Raw genomic sequence first — 16,675 nt, 5'->3', positions numbered from 1 at the left:
ACACTTGCGGCCCATGACTCGACGGGCCGCGCCGCACGGCGCCTCGCAGCCGCACCAGTTCGCATTGCCCCTGTTCGGCGATGCCGATGAGACGCCGGCCCCGTCTTCCACGCCATCTCCCTTGCCCCTGAACGCCTCCGACGAGCCGGCGCTCGCCGTGCCGCGCGCCGCGGCGCAACCGCCCGACCCGCCGCCCGACCGCCAGGCCGACCATCGCCATCCGCGCGCGCAGCGCGAGATCGTGCTGGGCGGCGTCACGATCGGCTACGAGCTGGTGCGCGCCCGGCGCCGTTCGATCGGCATGGTGGTCAGCGCCGACGGCCTGTCGGTGCGTGCGCCTCGCTGGGTGGGTCAGGGCGACATCGACACCGCGCTGCGCGAGAAGTCGCGCTGGATCGTCGCCAAGCTCGGCGAGCAGCGCGAGCGTGCGCGCAAGCAGGCGGCCGCGAAGATCGACTGGCGCGACGGCACGACCCTGCCTTTCCTCGGCGAAAGCGTCGTGCTGGTGCTCGACGCGCGCATCGCCGGCGCGATGCTCGACAGCGGCGAGGCCGTCGCGCAGCCCGGGCTCTCCGGCGTGCCGCGCCTGACGCTGCACGTCGGCCTGCCGCAGACCGCGACGCCCGAGCAGATCAAGGACACCGTGCAGGCCTGGCTGATGCGCCAGGCGCGGCGCGTGTTCGAGGAGCGCTGCGCGATCTACGCCGAGCGCCTGGGCGTGCGCGTCACGCGCCTGGCGCTGTCGAGCGCGCAGACGCGCTGGGGCAGCGCCAGCGCCGACGGCTCGATCCGCCTGAACTGGCGGCTGATCCACTTCGCGCTGCCGACGATCGATTACGTCGTCGCGCACGAACTGGCGCACCTGCGCCACATGGACCACAGCCCGAAGTTCTGGGACGTGGTGCGTTCCGTGATCCCCGACATGGACGCGGTGCGCGAACGCCTGCGCGATCCGATGCTGCCGGCGCTGGACTGAACCCGGCGACACGTCTTCCGCACCGCTGTCGTGGACATTGCGCGAGCGCCTTGCGCCGGAGCGGGCGGCCGGGCAGTCTTGCGCCGATGCGAAGGAAGTGGACGGTGATCCTGGCGGCCAGCGTGCTGCTCGGTGCGGCGGGCATCGCGAAGGCGCAGCCCGCCGGCACCGCCGGGCGCGCGGCGCGCTGGCAGGCGAGCTTCGAGGCCTTTGCCGAACTCGACCGCGCGCAGCCGCCCCAACGCGGCGGCGTGCTGTTCGTCGGCAGCTCGTCGATCCGCCTGTGGGAGGGCCTCGAATCGGCCTTCGACGCGCAGCCGCCGGTGATCAAGCGCGGCTTCGGCGGCTCGCGGCTGGCCGACTGCGCGGCCTTCGTCGACCGGCTGGTGCTGCCATACCGGCCGCGGCTGATCGTGGTCTACGCCGGCGACAACGACCTCGCCGAGGGCGCCGCGCCCGCCGAGGTGCTGGCCAGCTTCAAGGCCTTCGTCGAGAGCGTGCGCGAGGCGCTGCCCGAGGCGCGCATCGCCTACCTGTCGATCAAGCCCAGCCCGCTGCGCGCCGCGCTGATGGCGCAGGTGCGCGAGGCCAATGCGCTGATCGCCGACTACGTGCGCAGCGGCGACAACCTCGACTACATCGACATCTTCAGCCGCATGCTCGACGCGCATGGCCTGCCGCGCACCGAGCTGTTCGGCACCGATGCGCTGCACCTGAACGCCGACGGCTACGCGCTGTGGCGCAGCGTCATTGCCGAGCACCTGGGTGTTCCGCCCCCGGGTGTTCCGAACCCGGGCGATCCGCTCGCGCGCCCGACGCAGTCGGCCGCCGCGCACTGAAGCGATCGCGCACCGCGAGCGCCGGGCGCTCCAGCGAGCGCGTCACGATCGCCGTCAGCCACATCAGCAGCAGGCCCGCGAGCAGCACGACGGCGTCGATCGTCCACGGCCGCTCGGGCGTCGGCGTGCCGGCCCAGGCCAGCGCCAACAGCGTCGCGACCAGGTGGGCGCAGAACACCGGCAGCGCGGCGCGGCCCAGGGTCTCGAGCGGCCTCGGCCGCGGCAGCGCCGCCTTGAGTCGTTCGCCGTGGTGCAGCACGACGACCAGCAGCGCAAAGAAGTCGAGCAGGCGCAGCGGCCCGAGCTGCCATTTGTCGAACAGCAGGTTCAGTGTCGCGTCGCCCGGGAACGGCGCCTGGCCCACGGCGTGCCGCCACGCGAAGCACAGCAGCGCATAGCCGGTCGCGGCTTGCAGCAGCCAGCGCGGGAACACGCGCGGCGGCGGGCTGGGGCGAGCGCCCTCGCTGCCCATCCACAGGCCCAGCAGCCACAGGAACTGCCAGGCGAACACGTCGAACGCGCCGGTCTGCCGCAGCGGCACCGGCAGCGCGAGCCAGGCCACCGCGGCCTCGTGCAGGCTCGCGCCGACGCCGAACTGCGCCAGCGTCCACAGCGCGATGCTGGCGCAAAGCAGCAGCGTCCAGCCGTGGCGCAGACCGTGCAGCAGCACCACCGGGCTCAGCAGCATGAACATCACGTACATCGGCAGGATGTCCAGCAGCGGCGGGTTGTAGAGCAGCAGCAGGCTGGCCGCGAAGGCGGTGAACGGGCGCTGCAGGTAGAAGTCGAGCAGGTCGGTCACCGCCGGCTGGTGCGCGAGCACGCCGGCAATGGCGATCACGCTGAACGCGAACACCAGCAACGCAACCTGCACCACGTAGAGCTTGAAGGCGCGGCGCCAAAACGCGCTCTTCATCTCGACCTCGCCCTCGCGGTGATGGCGTCGCGTGTAGATCTCGCCGGCCATGTAGGCCGACAGGAACACGAAGCCCTCGGCCGCCGAGACGAAGCCGAAGGGCTGGCCGAACGGATCCGACAGGCGCGTCGGCAAGTGCGTCAGCGCCATCAGCACGAGCATCAGCCCGCGCAGGGCATCGAGTTCCCAGCGGCGCGTCATCGCGGTAACAGATCCTCGACGGCCTCATGGCAAACCGCGGGCCCTGTTCAGCGCGCAGCGGCGGCGTCCCGGCGCCGCAGCGCCTGTGCCTCCAGGATCGCGAGCGCTGCCACGGCGCCGGCCTGGCCGAGCACGAAGGCCTGGCCCAGCGCGCTGGCCGCGAAGCCGCCGAAGGCCAGCAGCGCGACGCTGTCGACCACCCACAGCGCATTGGCCGCGACGACCAGCCACACGCCGGCGCGCGCTGCGCCGCGCTGTGCGATCCAGGCCACCAGCGCCGCGAACGGCAGCAGACCGATGCCGGCCGCTCGCAGCAGCGCGGCCGGCAGGCCGAACGGGCCGGCGAGCGCGTCGGCGCCGGCGGCCAGCAGCGCGCCCATCGCGACGCAGGACGCGGCATCGGTCCACAAGACCGTGCGCAACCAGGCCGAAGGCGAGAGTCGGTTCATGAACATGGCGATCTCCTTGATGACGACGTTGAACGTGAAGCCATCGTCGGCGCCGGCGGACATGTTGGCCATGACCTGCGAGGTCATGGCGGCGATGCGGGCGGCCGCCAGAATCGGCTCATGCATGCGATGTCCTCCCCGGTGAACTCAGCCCGCCGACCCGTCGGCGATCTGCTGCGCGACTGGCGCCAGCGCCGCCGCCTGAGCCAGCTGGAACTGGCCAGCGACGCCGAGGTCTCGACGCGTCACCTGAGCTACCTGGAGACCGGCCGCGCGCTGCCCAGCCGCGCAATGCTGCTGCGCCTGGCCGAGCGGCTCGAGGTGCCTTTGCGCGAGCGCAACGCGCTGCTGACCGCGGCCGGCTACGCACCGATGTACGCGCAACGCGCGCTCGACGACCCGGCGCTGGCCGCGGCGCGCGCGGCGGTCGACCTGGTGCTGGCCGGCCACGAGCCGCACCCGGCGCTGGCGGTCGACCGGCAGTGGATGCTGGTGACCTACAACCGCGTCGTGCCGCTGATGCTGCAGGGCCTGCCGCCACAGCTGCTCGAGCCGCCGGTCAACGTGCTGCGACTGAGCCTGCACCCGCAAGGGCTGGCGCCGCGCATCGTCAACCTGGCCGACTGGCGCGCGCATCTCTTCGCCCGGCTGGCGCGCGACATCGAGCTGTCGGGCGATGCGCAGCTGGCAGCCTTGCGCGACGAGCTGCTGGCGATGCCGGCGCCGCCCGAAGCGGTCGCGCAGGCCGATCGGCCGGGTGTCGTCGTGCCCTTGCAGCTGCGCCAGCCGGACGGCAGCGTGTGGTCCTTCATCAGCACCACCACCGTGTTCGGCACGCCGCTGGACGTGACGGTGGCGGAGCTGGCGATCGAGTCGTTCTTTCCGGCCGATGCCGCCACGGCGGCCGCGCTGCGGGCGCTGGCGCCCAGCAAGAAAACCGCTTGACTTAGAGTGCGCTCGAACTCCTATCGTTCGAGCCATGACCACTGCACTGACGATCTCGCAGGTGGCGCAAGCCACCGGGCTGAGCGTTCACACGCTGCGCTACTACGAGCGCATCGGCCTGATCGATTCGGTGGCTCGGCGCAACAACGGGCACCGGCGCTACCGCGAGCAGGACCTGCGCTGGATCGAGTTCCTGCTGCGCCTGCGCGCGACCGGCATGCCGGTGCGGCAGATGCTGCGCTACGCGCGAGCCAGGGCGGCCGGCGACGTGCCGGGCAGTGTGTCGCAGCGCAAGGCGCTGCTCGAGCAGCACTTGCAGGTGCTGCTGGCCGAGATCGAGTCGCTGCAGGAGACCGTGGCCATGCTGCAAGGCAAGGTGGTCTTCTATACCGAACTGGAAGCCAGGCTGGCGGCGCGCCACGACCCACCCTCGAAGCAAGGAAAGAGTTCCCATGCCAAGCGCCCTTTACCAACGCGGACTCGCTCGACTCAAGGAAGTCGATAGCACGGCCGGCGAACGCGTCATCGAAAGCCTGGCCGACATCAGCCCCGACCTGGGCCGCTACATCGTCGAGTTCGGCTTCGGCGAGATCTATTCGCGCCCGGGCCTGGACCTGCAGCAGCGCGAGCTGGTCACGCTGGGCGCGCTCGCTGCGCTGGGCCACGCGCAGCCGCAGCTCAAGGTGCACCTGGCTGCCGCGCTGAACGTGGGCCTGACGCGCGAGCAGATCGTCGAGACGATGCTGCAGGTATCGCTTTACGCGGGCTTTCCGGCGGCGCTCAACGGGGTGTTTGCCGCGCGGGAGGTGTTTGCGCAGCACGACGCGCGCTGACGCGCGCGGGGCCGGTCGCCTCAGGTGGCGCGAAAGCGCAGCACCCCGTCCGCGCCGCGCTCGCGCGTGAGCTTGCCTTCGAACCACAGCGCATGCAGGTGCGCGATCGACTCGCCCATCGCGAAGGTGGTCTGGTGCAGGTCGAGCGCGCGCTTGAACAGCACCGGCAGCAGATCGGCGGCGCTGGTCGGTTTGGCGCGGCAGGCCGCGATCACGTCGGCGAAGCGCTCGTCGTGGTGGCTGCGCAGCTGGTCCAGGCGCGTGTGCAGGCCGCGGAACGGGCGGCCGTGGGCCGGCAGCACCAGGGTGTCGGCCGGCAGCGCGCGGTAGCGTTCGAGCGAGTCGAGGTAGAGCGCGAGCGGGTTGGCCTCGGGCTCGATGTCCATCACGCTGACGTTGGTGCTGATGCGCGGCAGCACCATGTCGCCGGAGAGCAGCACGCGCAGTTCGTCGCTGTAGAGCGCGATGTGCTCGGGCGCGTGGCCGTAGCCTGCGATGCAGCGCCAGCCGTGCGCGCCCAGGCGCAGCAGCTGGCCGTCGAGCAGACGGTGATAGCGCGCCGGCACGGCGGGCACCATGCTGGCGTAGTAGTTGGTGCGCGCGCGTACCTTGGCCAGCGCCTCGGGGTCTGTGAGGCCGTGCGCGCCGAAGTGCGCCGCGGCGCCCGGGCCGCCGTGGCCGATGGTGGCCTGCGAGGCCAGGCGGGCGGCGTGCCAGTCGGTCGAGCTGATCCACAGGTCGCACTGCCAGCGTTCGGTGAGCCAATGCGCCAGGCCGATGTGGTCGGGGTGCATGTGGGTGACGACCACGCGCGTGACCGGGCGGCCCTCGAGATGGCGCTCGAACACCTGCTCCCAGGCGGCGCGCGTCGCGTCGCTGGTGATGCCGCAGTCGACGATGGCCCAGCCGCGCCGGCCCTCGCGCTCGTCGTCGACCAGCCAGAGGTTGATGTGGTCGAGCGCGAACGGCAGGCCCATGCGCACCCACTTGACGCCGGGCGCGACCTCGAGCACCTCGCCGGTGGCGGGCAGTGCGTCGCCGAGGGGGTAGCTGAGCTGGTGTTCGAGAGCATTCATGGCGGGCTTCGTGGCGAGCAACGGGCTGGCTACACTTGACGTGAACGTCAACGTCAACGTCAACGTCAAGCGCATTCTAGGTAGCCATGCCCGCCCCCTCCGTCCCCCAGGCGACGCCCGCCGGCAGCAGCGCGACAACGAGCGCCACCTTCACGATCAGCGAGCTGTCGCGCGAGTTCGACCTCACCACCCGCGCGATCCGCTTCTACGAAGATTGCGGCCTGCTCGCGCCGGCGCGCGGCGGCGCGGGCGGACGCCAGCGCGTCTACACCGCGCGCGACCGCACCCGGCTCAAGCTCACGCTGCGCGGCAAGCGCCTGGGCCTGAGCCTGGCCGAGATCAAGCTGCTGGTCGACATGTACGAGTCGCCGCGCGACACCGTGCCGCAGCTCACGCGCTTCCTCGAGGTGCTGGGCGAGCACCGCGCGCAGATCGAGCAGCAGATGGCCGACCTGCAGGCCACGCTCGACGAGGTGCGCGCGCACGAGCGCGAGGCCAAGCGTCTGCTGGCCGCCGGTGCGGCGGGCGGGCGCGCGGCCAAGGCCAAAGCCGCCTGAATCGAGCCCCCGGCGCGGCCCGGCGGCGACGGGCATGTCCGTCCAATCGAGTCGGTGATCTGCCAGGCTGCTACAGTTGACGTTGACGTAAACGTCAACTGATTTGCCACCCGCCGCACCGGAGCGACCGCATGAGCCAGCCCACGCCCGCCGATCCGCAGTTCGCCCAGCGCGTGCGCGACTCCTTCGGCCGCCAGAGCGCGATGGCCACGATCGGCGCGCGGCTCGAGTCGGTCGAGCCTGGCCGCGTGGTGATCGTGCTGCCGCATGCGGGGCACATCACCCAGCAGCACGGTTTCGTGCACGCCGGCATGGTCTCGACCGCGCTCGACTCGGCCTGCGGCTACGCCGCCTCCAGCCTGATGCCGGCCGACGCCGGCGTGCTGACGATCGAGTTCAAGGTCAACCTGCTGGCGCCGGCCAAGGGCCCGCTGATCCGTTGCGAGGGCCAGGTCACGAAGGCCGGGCGCACGATCAGCGTGGTCGACGGCCGCGCCTGGCAGCACGATGATGGCGGGCAGCCCAGGCTGGTCGCCACGATGACGGCGACGGTGATGACCATCACCGGCCGCGAGGACGTCCGCCACTGATTCCCCAGCTTCGAGAACGACGAGGAGACACGCCATGAACCTGCCCGGCCTCAACTTCATGCTCGGCGAGGACATCGACGCGCTGCGCGACGCGGTGCACGCCTTCGCCCAGGCCGAGATCGCGCCGCGCGCGGCCGAGATCGACCACAGCGACCAGTTCCCGATGGACCTGTGGCGCAAGATGGGCGAGCTCGGCGTGCTGGGCATCACCGTGCCCGAGGCCTACGGCGGCGCCGACATGGGCTACCTCGCGCACATGATCGCGATGGAGGAGATCAGCCGCGCCAGCGCCTCGGTCGGCCTGAGCTACGGCGCGCACTCCAACCTGTGCGTCAACCAGATCAAGCGCAACGGCAACGAGGCGCAGAAGAAGAAGTACCTGCCCAAGCTGATCAGCGGCGAGCACGTGGGCGCCCTGGCGATGAGCGAGCCCGGCGCCGGCTCCGACGTCATCAGCATGAAGCTCAAGGCCGAGGACAAGGGCGGCTACTACGTCCTCAACGGCAGCAAGATGTGGATCACCAACGGCCCCGACGCCGACACCCTGGTGGTCTATGCCAAGACCGAACCGGAGCTGGGCGCGCGCGGCGTCACCGCCTTCCTGATCGAAAAGGGCATGAAGGGCTTCTCGATCGCGCAGAAGCTCGACAAGCTCGGCATGCGCGGCAGCCACACCGGCGAGCTGGTGTTCCAGAACGTCGAGGTGCCGGCGCAGAACATCCTCGGCGGCCTGAACCAGGGCGCCAAGGTGCTGATGAGCGGCCTCGACTACGAGCGCGCGGTGCTGGCGGCCGGGCCGATCGGCATCATGCAGTCGGTGATGGACAACGTGGTCCCGTACATCCACGACCGCAAGCAGTTCGGCCAGAGCATCGGCGAGTTCCAGCTGATCCAGGGCAAGGTGGCCGACATGTACACCGTGCTGCAGGCCGCGCGCGCGTTCTGCTACACGGTCGGCAAGAACCTGGATTCGCTGGGCGCCGAACATGTGCGCCAGGTGCGCAAGGACTGCGCGAGCGTGATCCTGTGGTGCGCCGAGAAGGCGACCTGGATGGCCGGCGAGGGCATCCAGGTGTTCGGCGGCAACGGCTACATCAACGAATACCCGCTGGGCCGGCTGTGGCGCGATGCCAAGCTGTACGAGATCGGCGCGGGCACGAGCGAGATCCGGCGCATGCTGATCGGCCGGGAGTTGTTCGCCGAGACGATGTGAGCCCGTGACATCCGGCACACTTTCGACCATGAGTACCGACCTGCAAGAGCTGTTCGACAGCAACCGCCGCTGGGCGCGCGAGACCGAGACTCGCCAGCCGGGCTTCTTCACCCGCCTGCTCAAGCAGCAGACGCCGCAGTACATGTGGATCGGCTGCGCGGACAGCCGCGTGCCGGCCAACGAGCTGGTCGACCTGCTGCCCGGCGAGCTGTTCGTGCACCGCAACGTGGCCAACGTGGTGGTGCACTCCGACCTCAACGCCTTGTCGACCGTGCAGTTCGCGATCGACATGCTCAAGGTCAAGCACATCATCGTGGTCGGCCACTCGGGCTGCGGCGGCGTCGCGGCGGCCCTGGTCGACCGCCGGGTCGGGCTGGTCGACAACTGGCTGCGCCACGTGCAGGACGTGCGCAACCGCCACGCGGCCTGGCTGATGACGGTGCCCGAGGCGGGGCGCGTCGACGCGCTGGTCGAGCTCAACGCGATCGAGCAGGCGCTCAACGTCTGCCAGACCACCGTGGTGCAAGACGCCTGGCAGCGCGGCCAGGAACTGGTGGTGCATGCATGGTTCTACGCCTTGCACAACGGCCTGCTGCGCGACCTCTCGATGACCGCCGGCAGCGACGCCGACGTGGCCGATGCCTACGAGCGCGCGATCGCAGGCGTGAAGTCGCGCTATCCGAGCGAAGCCTGAGATGGATCGCGCGGTGTCGGCCTCGCCCCAAGCCGCTCCCCCTGGGCAGGCGAGCGATCGGCAAGCGCAGGAGCAGCTGCCTCTGCCGCGCGCGGCCGAGGGCTGGGCCGAGGGCCAGCGCGCGGCCTCGCTGTTTCCCCGCGCGCTCGACGACACGCGCGCCTACGACATCGCGCGCGCCCTGATGGACGGCTTCAACCGCCACTACCGGCTGTTCCGCGAGGCCAGCGCGGCCGCGAAGGCGCGCTTCGAGGCCGGGGACTGGCAGGGCCAGCAGCGCGCGGCGCGCGAGCGCATCGAGTTCTACGACCGCCGCGTCGACGAGGCCGCCGAGCGCCTTTCGACCGAGTTCAACGTCGGTTCGCTGCCGATGCACGTCTGGCAGCAGGTCAAGCTGCACTACATCGGCCTGCTGGTGAACCACCTGCAACCGGAGCTGGCCGAGACCTTCTTCAACTCGGTCAACACCAAGATCCTGCACCGCAGCTACTTCCACAACGACTTCATCTTCGTGCGGCCCGCGGTCTCGACCGAGTACATCGAGAACGACGAGCCCGCCAGCCAGCCGACCTACCGCGCCTACTACCCCACGCGCGACACGCTGCGCGAGACGCTGCTGCGCATCGTCGACAACTACCAGCTGCAGCGCGAGTTCGAGGACCTCGGCCGCGACATCGAGTACGTGCTGCAGGCCATGCGTGCGCGCTTCGGCGACGTGAAGCTGCGAGCGAACTTCCAGATCCAGGTGCTGACGTCGCTGTTCTTCCGCAACAAGGGCGCCTACATCGTCGGCAAGGTGGTCAACGGCTTCACCGAAACGCCGTTCGCGCTGCCGATCCTGCACAACCGCCGCGGCCAGCTGTTCATCGACGCGGCGCTGTTCGGCGAAGACGACCTGCTGCTGCTGTTCAGCTTCGCGCGCGCCTACTTCATGGTCGACATGGAGATCCCCAGCGCCTACGTGCAGTTCCTGCGCTCGCTGATGCCGCGCAAGCCGCGCTGGGAGCTCTACAACGCGCTGGGCCTGCACAAGCAGGGCAAGAACCAGTTCTACCGCGACTTCCTCTACCACCTGCGCCATTCGAGCGACCACTTCCGCATCGCGCCGGGCATCAAGGGCATGGTGATGCTGGTGTTCGACCTGCCGTCGTTCCCCTACGTGTTCAAGGTCATCAAGGACTTCTATCCGCCGCAGAAGGAAACGACGCGCGAGCAGATCCAGTCCAAGTACCTGCTGGTGAAGACGCACGACCGTGTCGGGCGCATGGCCGACACGATGGAATACAGCAACGTCGCGTTCCCGCTCGGCCGCTTCGAGGAGGAGCTGATCGCCGAGCTGCGGGAGTTCTGTCCCAGCCTGCTGGAGATCGAGGGCGACAGCCTGGTGATCCGCCACCTCTACATCGAGCGGCGCATGATCCCGCTCAACATCTACCTGCGCGACGCGACGCCCGAGCAGATGGAGCATGCCGTCATCGAGTACGGCAACGCGATCAAGGACCTGGTGGCCGCGAACATCTTCCCCGGCGACATGCTGTGGAAGAACTTCGGCGTCACGCGCCACGGCAAGGTCGTGTTCTACGACTACGACGAGATCGAATACCTCACCGACTGCAACTTCCGCAAGGTGCCCGAGCCGCGCACCGAGGAGGAAGAGCTCTCCGGCGAAGTCTGGTACCCGGTCGGCCCGCGCGACGTGTTCCCCGAGACCTTCGGCCCCTTCCTGCTCGGCAACCCGCAGGTGCGCGAGCTCTTCATGCGCCACCACGCCGACCTGCTCGACCCGGCCTTCTGGGAAGGCCACAAGGAACGCATCCGCGCCGGCCACGTCCACGACGTGTTCCCCTACGAGCGCAGCAAGCGCTTTCGCCGCGCCAACGCCGCCGGCAGCCCCTTCACCAGCTACGACGGCCCGCCGCCGCCGAAGCTTCACCCGCCCGCCGCGAACACCGCGGCGAACAGTGCCTTCAACCCGCTTTGATCCGACTTGATCCGCGGCCTTCGCGGGCCGCATGCACCGACCAGGAGCCCCACCATGAGCAGCACCCGTGATCCCATCGTCATCGTCTCCGCCGCGCGCACGCCGATCGGCGGCCTGCTGGGCGACTTCGCCTCGCTGGCCGCGTGGGAGCTTGGCGCCGTGGCCATCAAGGCCGCCGTCGAGCGAGCCGGCGTGCCCGGCGACGCCGTCAACGAGGTGCTGATGGGCAACTGCCTGATGGCCGGCCAGGGCCAGGCGCCGGCACGCCAGGCGCTTCGCAAGGCAGGCCTGCCGGATTCGGCCGGCGCGGTGACGCTGTCCAAGATGTGCGGTTCGGGCATGCGCGCGATGATGTTCGCGCACGACATGCTCGCCGCCGGCAGCGCCGACGTGATGGTCGCCGGCGGCATGGAAAGCATGACCAATGCGCCGCATCTGGCCTTCATCCGCAAGGGCCACAAGTACGGCGCGGCGCCGTTCTACGACCACATGGCGTTGGACGGCCTGGAGGACGCTTATGAGCGCGGCAAGGCCATGGGCGTGTTCGCCGAGGAATGCGTCGCGAAGTACCAGTTCAGCCGCGAGCAGCAGGACGCCTTCGCGATCGCTTCCACCGAGCGTTCGCTGCGCGCCAACACCGACGGCAGCTTCGACTGGGAAATCGCGCCGGTCGCCGTGGCCGGCAAGGGCGGCGAGGTGCAGGTCGCGAAGGACGAGCAGCCCTTCAAGGCCAAGCTCGACAAGATCCCCGGCCTGAAGCCGGCGTTCAAGAAGGACGGCACGATCACCGCCGCCACCTCGTCGTCGATCTCCGACGGCGCCGCCGCGCTGGTGCTGATGCGCGAGTCCACCGCCGCGCAGCGAGGCCTCTCGCCGATCGCGCGCATCCACGGCCACGCGGTCCATGCGCAGGCGCCCAACTGGTTCACCACCGCGCCGGTCGGCGCGATCGACAAGGTGCTCAAGAAGGCCGGCTGGGACGCCAAGAGCGTCAACCTGTGGGAAGTGAACGAGGCCTTCGCCGCCGTGACGCTGGCCGCGATGACCGAGTTCAAACTGCCGCACGAGATCGTCAACGTCAACGGCGGCGCCTGCGCGCTGGGCCACCCAATCGGCGCCTCGGGCGCGCGCATCGTCGTCACGCTGCTGGGCGCGCTGAAGAAGCGCGGCCTCAAGCGCGGCGTCGCCGCGCTATGCATCGGCGGCGGCGAAGCCACGGCGATGGCGCTGGAGCTGGTTTGAACGTCCTCGTCGCCGGCGCCTCGCGCGGCATCGGCTTCGAGTTCGTGCGCCAGTACCGCGCCGCGGGCGCGCGCGTCACCGCGACCGCGCGCGACGACGCAGCGCTTTCGCGCCTGCGCGAGCTCGGCGCCGAGGCCTTCGTGCTCGACGTCGCCGATCCGGCGAGCGTCTCGCAGCTCGGCTGGCGCCTCGACGGCGCCGCGCTGGACGTCGTGGTGCTCAACGCCGGTGTCTACGGCCCGAGCACGCAGGGGCTCGAGCCGCCGAGCGTGGCCGATTTCGACGCGGTGATGCGCAGCAACGTGCTCGGCGCGATGCAGGTCGTTCCGCAGCTCGTCGATGCGCTCGCGCCCGGTGCACGCATCGCGGCACTGAGCTCGCGCATGGGCTCGATCGGCAACCGCACGGGCACCAGCGGCTGGCTCTACCGCGCTTCGAAGGCGGCGCTGAACTCGGTGATGAAGGACGTGTCGACGGTGCTGGCCGGCCGTGCGCTGTGCGCGGTCTTCCATCCCGGCTGGGTGCGCACCGACATGGGCGGCGCGCGAGCGACGCTCACGCCCGAGCAGAGCGTGTCCGACCTGCGCGAGCGCATTGCGCGGCTCACGCCGGCCGAGCACGGCGGCTTCTTCGACCATGACGGCAGCCGCATCGAGTGGTGAGCCGCGCTCGCTGGTCGAGCCGGGCGAACGCTTCGGGCGCCGCGTGCGGCTCGACGAGGCGGCGATCCGCGCCTTCTCCACGGCCGCCGGCGACCTGAACCCGCTGCATTTCGACGCGGCCGTCGCGCGCGCTGCCGGTTACCCGGCCATCAGCGCCAGCGGCACCCACACCGCGAGCCTGTTCATGGGGCTCACGGCAACGCACTTCTCGCAGCCTGCGGCCGACGGCCGCGCGCGCGAGGTGCTCGGCATGGGCTTCGAGCTGCATCTGCGCGCGCCCGTCTTCGCGGGCGACGAACTCCAGATCGACTGGCGCGTCAGCGCCACGCACTGGAAGCCGCGCCTGAACGGCTGGATCACCGAACTCGACGGCGACGTGCGCACCGCGCGCGGTGCCGTGCTGCGCGGCCGCGCCACGCTGCTGGTGCGCTTTCCGCGCGCCTGCGATGCCACCGAACATTTCAACGAGATCTCCCAAGATGTTGCTCAGTGAAGACCACCGCGCGGTGCAGGACGCCGTGCGTGCCTACGTCCAAGACGCCATCGCCCCCCACGCCGCGCGCTGGGACAAGGAGCACCATTTCCCGAAGGAGGAGCTCAAGGGCCTGGCCGACCTCGGCTGCTACGGCGTCGCGGTGCCCGATGCGCTCGGCGGCGCCGGGCTCGACTACCTCGCGCTCGCGGTGATCCTGGAAGAGATCGCCGCCGGCGACGGCGCCACGTCCACCGTCGTCAGCGTCAACAACTGCCCGGTCTGCTCGATCCTGATGGCCTGGGCCGACGACGCGCAGAAGCAGCGCTGGCTCGTGCCGCTCGCACGCGGCGAGATGCTCGGCGCCTTCTGCCTCACCGAGCCGCACGTCGGCTCCGAGGCCGGCGGCCTGCGCACGACCGCGGTTCGTGACGGCAACGACTACGTGATCAACGGCGTCAAGCAGTTCATCACCAGCGGCAAGCACGGCGACGTGGCCATCGTGATGGCGGTGACCGACAAGGCCGCCGGCAAGAAGGGGATCAGTGCCTTCATCGTGCCGACATCGACGCCGGGCTACGAGGTCGCGCGGCTGGAAGACAAGGCCGGCCAGCACGCCAGCGACACCGCGCAGATCCGGTTCGAGAACTGCCGCGTGCCCGCCGAGAACCTGCTGAGCGAAGAGGGCATGGGGCTGAAGATCGCGCTGTCGGGGCTGGAAGGCGGGCGCATCGGCATCGCCGCGCAGTCGGTCGGCATGGCGCGTGCGGCCTTCGAGGCGGCGCTGGCCTACAGCAAGGAACGCATCGCCTTCGGCCAGCCGATCTTCGAGCACCAGGCGGTGCAGTTCCGCCTGGCCGAGATGGCGACGCAGATCGAGGTCGCGCGCCAGATGGTCTGGCACGCCGCGGTGATGAAGGACGCCGGCCTGCCGTGCCTCAAGGAAGCGGCGATGGCCAAGCTCAACGCCTCCGAGATGGCCGAGCGCGTCTGCTCGGCCGCGATGCAGACGCTCGGCGGCTACGGCTACGTGGCCGACTTTCCAGTCGAGCGCATCTGGCGCGACGTGCGCGTCACGCAGATCTATGAAGGCACCTCCGACGTGCAGAAGATCCTGATCGGCCGTGCGCTGGCGTAGCGCGCCGCGCCCGAGCGGGCGCCGGCTGCGCGCATGGCTGGCGTCGGACGGCTCGCTGAGCCGCCGGCTCGATGCCGCGTTCGGCGGCTTTCGCGTCGAGGTGGTCGCGCAGGGCGTGGCGCCGATCACGGCCGACGAATGGCGCGCGCTCGGCCGCCCGGCGTCGCGGCGCATGCATGTGCGCGAGGTCGTGCTGCACGCTGGCGGCCAGCCGCTGGTGGTCGCGCGCTCGGTGCTGCCGGCCGTGCATGCCGGCATGGCCTGGCGCGCGGTGCGCGGTCTCGGCACGCGTCCGCTCGCGCAGCTGCTGTTTGCCCCCAAGCCGGTCGGCCCGCACGCTGTGCGCCGCCACGCGCTCGGGCCCGTGCGCCAGGCGCTGTCGCTGCATGTCGACGAGGCGCTGGGCCGCGCGCCGGCGCGGCGCGCCGTCTGGGGCCGGCGCGCGCTGTTCGTGCGTGCCGGCGTGCCCTTGCTGCTGACCGAGTGGTTCCTGCCCGCCGTGGGGCGGCGCTCGCCGGCGTAGCTGCCGCGGCTCGTCGCCCGGGTAATTACGGCCGGGTTTGTGCCAGCGTCAGCGCCAGGACAGGCTTCGTAACATGAAGCAGCGAGCTGCCGCCTGCGGTGGCCAGACGCGTGTGTTTCCAGCGTTCGAACGACCTCAAGGAGACAGAGCATGCCCAAACCGACCGGGGCGCCATCGCGCCGCCGCTTCCTGAAGAAGGCCTCCGCCGGTGCCGTGGGTGCTGCCGCGATGGCCGCGCCGATGGTGTCCAACGCGCAGACCACCAGCCTGCGCTTCCAGTCCACCTGGCCTGCGAAGGACATCTTCCACGAGTACGCCGGCGATTTCGCCAAGAAGATCAACGACATGGCCGGGGGGCGCCTGAAGATCGAGGTGCTGCCGGCCGGCTCGGTGGTGCCGGCCTTCCAGCTGCTCGAGGCCGTGGCCAAGGGCACGCTCGACGGCGGCCATGGCGTGGTGGCCTACCACTACGGCAAGAATTCGGCGCTCGCGCTGTGGGGCTCGGGCCCGGGCTACGGCATGGACCCGAACATGCTGCTGGCGTGGCACTACTACGGCGGCGGCGAGCAGCTGCTGCAGGAGATCTACAAGAGCCTGGGCCTCGATGTCGTCTCCTACCTCTACGGCCCGATGCCGACGCAGCCCTTCGGCTGGTTCAAGAAACCGGTTGCCAAGGTCGACGACATCAAGGGCACCAAGTTCCGCACCGTGGGCCTGGCCGTCGACATCTACACCGAGATGGGCGCGGCGGTGAATCCGCTGCCCGGCGGCGAGATCGTGCCGGCGCTGGACCGCGGCCTGATCGACGGCGCCGAGTTCAACAACGCGTCGTCGGACAAGCTGCTCGGCTTCCCCGACGTGGTCAAGAACTGCATGCTGCAAAGCTTCCACCAGAGCACCGAGCAGTTCGAGATCCTGTTCAACAAGGGCAAGTACGACGCGCTGTCCGCGGAGCTCAAGAAGATCATCGACTACGCCGTCGAGGCCGCCAGCGCCGACATGAGCTGGAAGGCGATCGACCGCAACTCGAAGGACTACCAGGAGCTCAAGAAGGCCGGCGTCAACTTCTACAAGACGCCCGACGCGGTGCTGCGCGCGCAGCTCGACGCCTGGGACAAGGTGATCGCCAAGAAGTCCGGCGAGAACCCGCTGTTCAAGAAGGTGCTCGACTCGCAGAAGGCATTCGCGCAGCGCGCCGGCCAGTGGCAGAACGACTACCTGGTGGACTTCAAGATGGCCTACAACCACTACTTCGGCCGCAAGTAGACAGGGGAGGGGACGCGCGCGGCGCACCGCGGCCGCGCTCGGCAGCAAGGGCGCCAGCGGGCGCCCTTGCTTTTGTCCTCGGCCCGCCAACGGCGGCGGGCC

Annotated in this window: 19 protein-coding genes; 16 read left to right on the top strand and 3 right to left on the bottom strand. The window is 70.2% G+C overall.

From position 1 onward, the window contains the following. Nucleotides 1-13: 13 nt before the first annotated feature. Nucleotides 14-976, top strand: coding sequence for a M48 family metallopeptidase (locus ACO2TI_RS10265; protein WP_423284029.1), 963 nt, complete (start codon nt 14-16; stop codon nt 974-976). 86 nt (nt 977-1,062) lie between these two features. Then, the gene (locus ACO2TI_RS10260) at nt 1,063-1,815 is read left to right on the top strand and encodes an SGNH/GDSL hydrolase family protein (RefSeq protein WP_423284028.1); all 753 of its coding nucleotides are present in this window, start codon (nt 1,063-1,065) and stop codon (nt 1,813-1,815) included. On the opposite strand, the gene opgC is transcribed toward ACO2TI_RS10260, so the two are convergent. Continuing rightward, entirely contained in the window at nt 1,724-2,932 is a 1,209-nt protein-coding gene (gene opgC, locus ACO2TI_RS10255) for an OpgC domain-containing protein (RefSeq protein WP_423284027.1), read from the bottom strand. The two genes, ACO2TI_RS10260 and opgC, sit on opposite strands and share 92 nt — an antisense overlap. Nucleotides 2,933-2,979: 47 nt before the next feature. Then, nucleotides 2,980-3,507 (bottom strand): hypothetical protein, encoded by a 528-nt coding sequence (locus ACO2TI_RS10250; RefSeq protein WP_423284026.1) that lies wholly within the window; start codon nt 3,505-3,507, stop codon nt 2,980-2,982. Between ACO2TI_RS10250 and ACO2TI_RS10245 the strand changes: the two genes are divergently transcribed. Genes ACO2TI_RS10245 through ACO2TI_RS10235 form a run of 3 tightly spaced genes read left to right on the top strand, consistent with a single transcriptional unit; the run spans nt 3,502 to nt 5,159 of the window. Then, nucleotides 3,502-4,326, top strand: coding sequence for a helix-turn-helix domain-containing protein (locus ACO2TI_RS10245; RefSeq protein WP_423284024.1), 825 nt, complete (start codon nt 3,502-3,504; stop codon nt 4,324-4,326). The genes ACO2TI_RS10250 and ACO2TI_RS10245 overlap by 6 nt on opposite strands. A 34-nt stretch (nt 4,327-4,360) precedes the next feature. Beyond that, complete coding sequence (locus ACO2TI_RS10240) at nt 4,361-4,831, top strand: MerR family transcriptional regulator (protein ID WP_423284023.1); 471 nt, start codon at nt 4,361-4,363, stop codon at nt 4,829-4,831. Next, nucleotides 4,779-5,159, top strand: a complete 381-nt coding sequence (locus ACO2TI_RS10235) for a carboxymuconolactone decarboxylase family protein (RefSeq protein WP_423284021.1) — start codon at nt 4,779-4,781, stop codon at nt 5,157-5,159. Before ACO2TI_RS10240 ends, ACO2TI_RS10235 begins: the two co-directional genes overlap by 53 nt. Nucleotides 5,160-5,179: 20 nt before the next feature. Here the strand turns inward: ACO2TI_RS10235 and ACO2TI_RS10230 are convergent, their stop codons facing one another. Continuing rightward, the gene (locus ACO2TI_RS10230) at nt 5,180-6,235 is read right to left on the bottom strand and encodes an MBL fold metallo-hydrolase (RefSeq protein WP_423284019.1); all 1,056 of its coding nucleotides are present in this window, start codon (nt 6,233-6,235) and stop codon (nt 5,180-5,182) included. Nucleotides 6,236-6,321: 86 nt separating this feature from the next. Between ACO2TI_RS10230 and ACO2TI_RS10225 the strand changes: the two genes are divergently transcribed. From ACO2TI_RS10225 to ACO2TI_RS10175, 11 genes are all read left to right on the top strand, one after another. Then, a complete protein-coding gene (locus ACO2TI_RS10225) occupies nt 6,322-6,792 on the top strand; it encodes a MerR family transcriptional regulator (protein ID WP_423284018.1) in 471 nt (156 codons plus the stop codon). Between the two features lie 131 nt (nt 6,793-6,923). Next, entirely contained in the window at nt 6,924-7,382 is a 459-nt protein-coding gene (locus tag ACO2TI_RS10220; RefSeq protein WP_423284017.1) for a PaaI family thioesterase, read from the top strand. 34 nt (nt 7,383-7,416) lie between these two features. Continuing rightward, nucleotides 7,417-8,595, top strand: coding sequence for an isovaleryl-CoA dehydrogenase (locus tag ACO2TI_RS10215; RefSeq protein ID WP_423284016.1), 1,179 nt, complete (start codon nt 7,417-7,419; stop codon nt 8,593-8,595). Nucleotides 8,596-8,623: 28 nt separating this feature from the next. Continuing rightward, the gene (gene can, locus ACO2TI_RS10210; protein WP_423284014.1) at nt 8,624-9,289 is read left to right on the top strand and encodes a carbonate dehydratase; all 666 of its coding nucleotides are present in this window, start codon (nt 8,624-8,626) and stop codon (nt 9,287-9,289) included. Nucleotides 9,290-9,419: 130 nt separating this feature from the next. Continuing rightward, on the top strand, nt 9,420-11,270 hold the full coding sequence (aceK, locus tag ACO2TI_RS10205) for a bifunctional isocitrate dehydrogenase kinase/phosphatase (protein WP_423284080.1): 1,851 nt from the start codon (nt 9,420-9,422) through the stop codon (nt 11,268-11,270). Between the two features lie 54 nt (nt 11,271-11,324). After that, nucleotides 11,325-12,512 carry an acetyl-CoA C-acyltransferase gene (locus ACO2TI_RS10200; RefSeq protein WP_423284012.1) on the top strand — a complete coding sequence of 396 codons (1,188 nt, stop codon included), beginning with the start codon at nt 11,325-11,327 and terminating at the stop codon, nt 12,510-12,512. After that, a complete protein-coding gene (locus ACO2TI_RS10195; RefSeq protein WP_423284011.1) occupies nt 12,509-13,174 on the top strand; it encodes an SDR family oxidoreductase in 666 nt (221 codons plus the stop codon). Before ACO2TI_RS10200 ends, ACO2TI_RS10195 begins: the two co-directional genes overlap by 4 nt. Further along, a complete protein-coding gene (locus ACO2TI_RS10190; protein ID WP_423284010.1) occupies nt 13,149-13,667 on the top strand; it encodes a MaoC family dehydratase in 519 nt (172 codons plus the stop codon). Before ACO2TI_RS10195 ends, ACO2TI_RS10190 begins: the two co-directional genes overlap by 26 nt. Continuing rightward, nucleotides 13,654-14,784: an acyl-CoA dehydrogenase family protein gene (locus tag ACO2TI_RS10185; protein ID WP_423284009.1), complete on the top strand. Its 1,131-nt coding sequence runs from the start codon at nt 13,654-13,656 to the stop codon at nt 14,782-14,784. Before ACO2TI_RS10190 ends, ACO2TI_RS10185 begins: the two co-directional genes overlap by 14 nt. Then, nucleotides 14,771-15,307, top strand: coding sequence for a chorismate--pyruvate lyase family protein (locus ACO2TI_RS10180; protein WP_423284007.1), 537 nt, complete (start codon nt 14,771-14,773; stop codon nt 15,305-15,307). The genes ACO2TI_RS10185 and ACO2TI_RS10180 overlap by 14 nt, the downstream gene beginning before the upstream one ends. 150 nt (nt 15,308-15,457) lie before the next feature. Continuing rightward, entirely contained in the window at nt 15,458-16,573 is a 1,116-nt protein-coding gene (locus tag ACO2TI_RS10175; protein WP_423284005.1) for a TRAP transporter substrate-binding protein, read from the top strand. Nucleotides 16,574-16,675 lie beyond the last annotated feature (102 nt).

It is taken from the genome of Caldimonas sp. KR1-144, assembly GCF_049446155.1.
In the GTDB taxonomy this organism is placed as follows: Bacteria; Pseudomonadota; Gammaproteobacteria; order Burkholderiales; family Burkholderiaceae_C; genus Rivibacter.
Note: the sequence above shows the minus strand (reverse complement) of the source record. Positions and strands in the feature narration are given on the sequence as shown.

What these genes read in the sequence shown, in the direction of transcription:
- ACO2TI_RS10265 (WP_423284029.1), top strand. Translation starts at nt 14, where the DNA reads ATGACTCGACGGGCCGCGCCGCACGGCGCCTCGCAGCCGCACCAGTTC.
- ACO2TI_RS10260 (WP_423284028.1), top strand. Translation starts at nt 1,063, where the DNA reads ATGCGAAGGAAGTGGACGGTGATCCTGGCGGCCAGCGTGCTGCTCGGT.
- opgC (WP_423284027.1), bottom strand. Translation starts at nt 2,932, where the DNA reads ATGACGCGCCGCTGGGAACTCGATGCCCTGCGCGGGCTGATGCTCGTG.
- ACO2TI_RS10245 (WP_423284024.1), top strand. Translation starts at nt 3,502, where the DNA reads ATGCATGCGATGTCCTCCCCGGTGAACTCAGCCCGCCGACCCGTCGGC.
- ACO2TI_RS10250 (WP_423284026.1), bottom strand. Translation starts at nt 3,507, where the DNA reads ATGCATGAGCCGATTCTGGCGGCCGCCCGCATCGCCGCCATGACCTCG.
- ACO2TI_RS10240 (WP_423284023.1), top strand. Translation starts at nt 4,361, where the DNA reads ATGACCACTGCACTGACGATCTCGCAGGTGGCGCAAGCCACCGGGCTG.
- ACO2TI_RS10235 (WP_423284021.1), top strand. Translation starts at nt 4,779, where the DNA reads ATGCCAAGCGCCCTTTACCAACGCGGACTCGCTCGACTCAAGGAAGTC.
- ACO2TI_RS10230 (WP_423284019.1), bottom strand. Translation starts at nt 6,235, where the DNA reads ATGAATGCTCTCGAACACCAGCTCAGCTACCCCCTCGGCGACGCACTG.
- ACO2TI_RS10225 (WP_423284018.1), top strand. Translation starts at nt 6,322, where the DNA reads ATGCCCGCCCCCTCCGTCCCCCAGGCGACGCCCGCCGGCAGCAGCGCG.
- ACO2TI_RS10220 (WP_423284017.1), top strand. Translation starts at nt 6,924, where the DNA reads ATGAGCCAGCCCACGCCCGCCGATCCGCAGTTCGCCCAGCGCGTGCGC.
- ACO2TI_RS10215 (WP_423284016.1), top strand. Translation starts at nt 7,417, where the DNA reads ATGAACCTGCCCGGCCTCAACTTCATGCTCGGCGAGGACATCGACGCG.
- can (WP_423284014.1), top strand. Translation starts at nt 8,624, where the DNA reads ATGAGTACCGACCTGCAAGAGCTGTTCGACAGCAACCGCCGCTGGGCG.
- ACO2TI_RS10200 (WP_423284012.1), top strand. Translation starts at nt 11,325, where the DNA reads ATGAGCAGCACCCGTGATCCCATCGTCATCGTCTCCGCCGCGCGCACG.
- ACO2TI_RS10190 (WP_423284010.1), top strand. Translation starts at nt 13,149, where the DNA reads ATGACGGCAGCCGCATCGAGTGGTGAGCCGCGCTCGCTGGTCGAGCCG.
- ACO2TI_RS10185 (WP_423284009.1), top strand. Translation starts at nt 13,654, where the DNA reads ATGTTGCTCAGTGAAGACCACCGCGCGGTGCAGGACGCCGTGCGTGCC.
- ACO2TI_RS10175 (WP_423284005.1), top strand. Translation starts at nt 15,458, where the DNA reads ATGCCCAAACCGACCGGGGCGCCATCGCGCCGCCGCTTCCTGAAGAAG.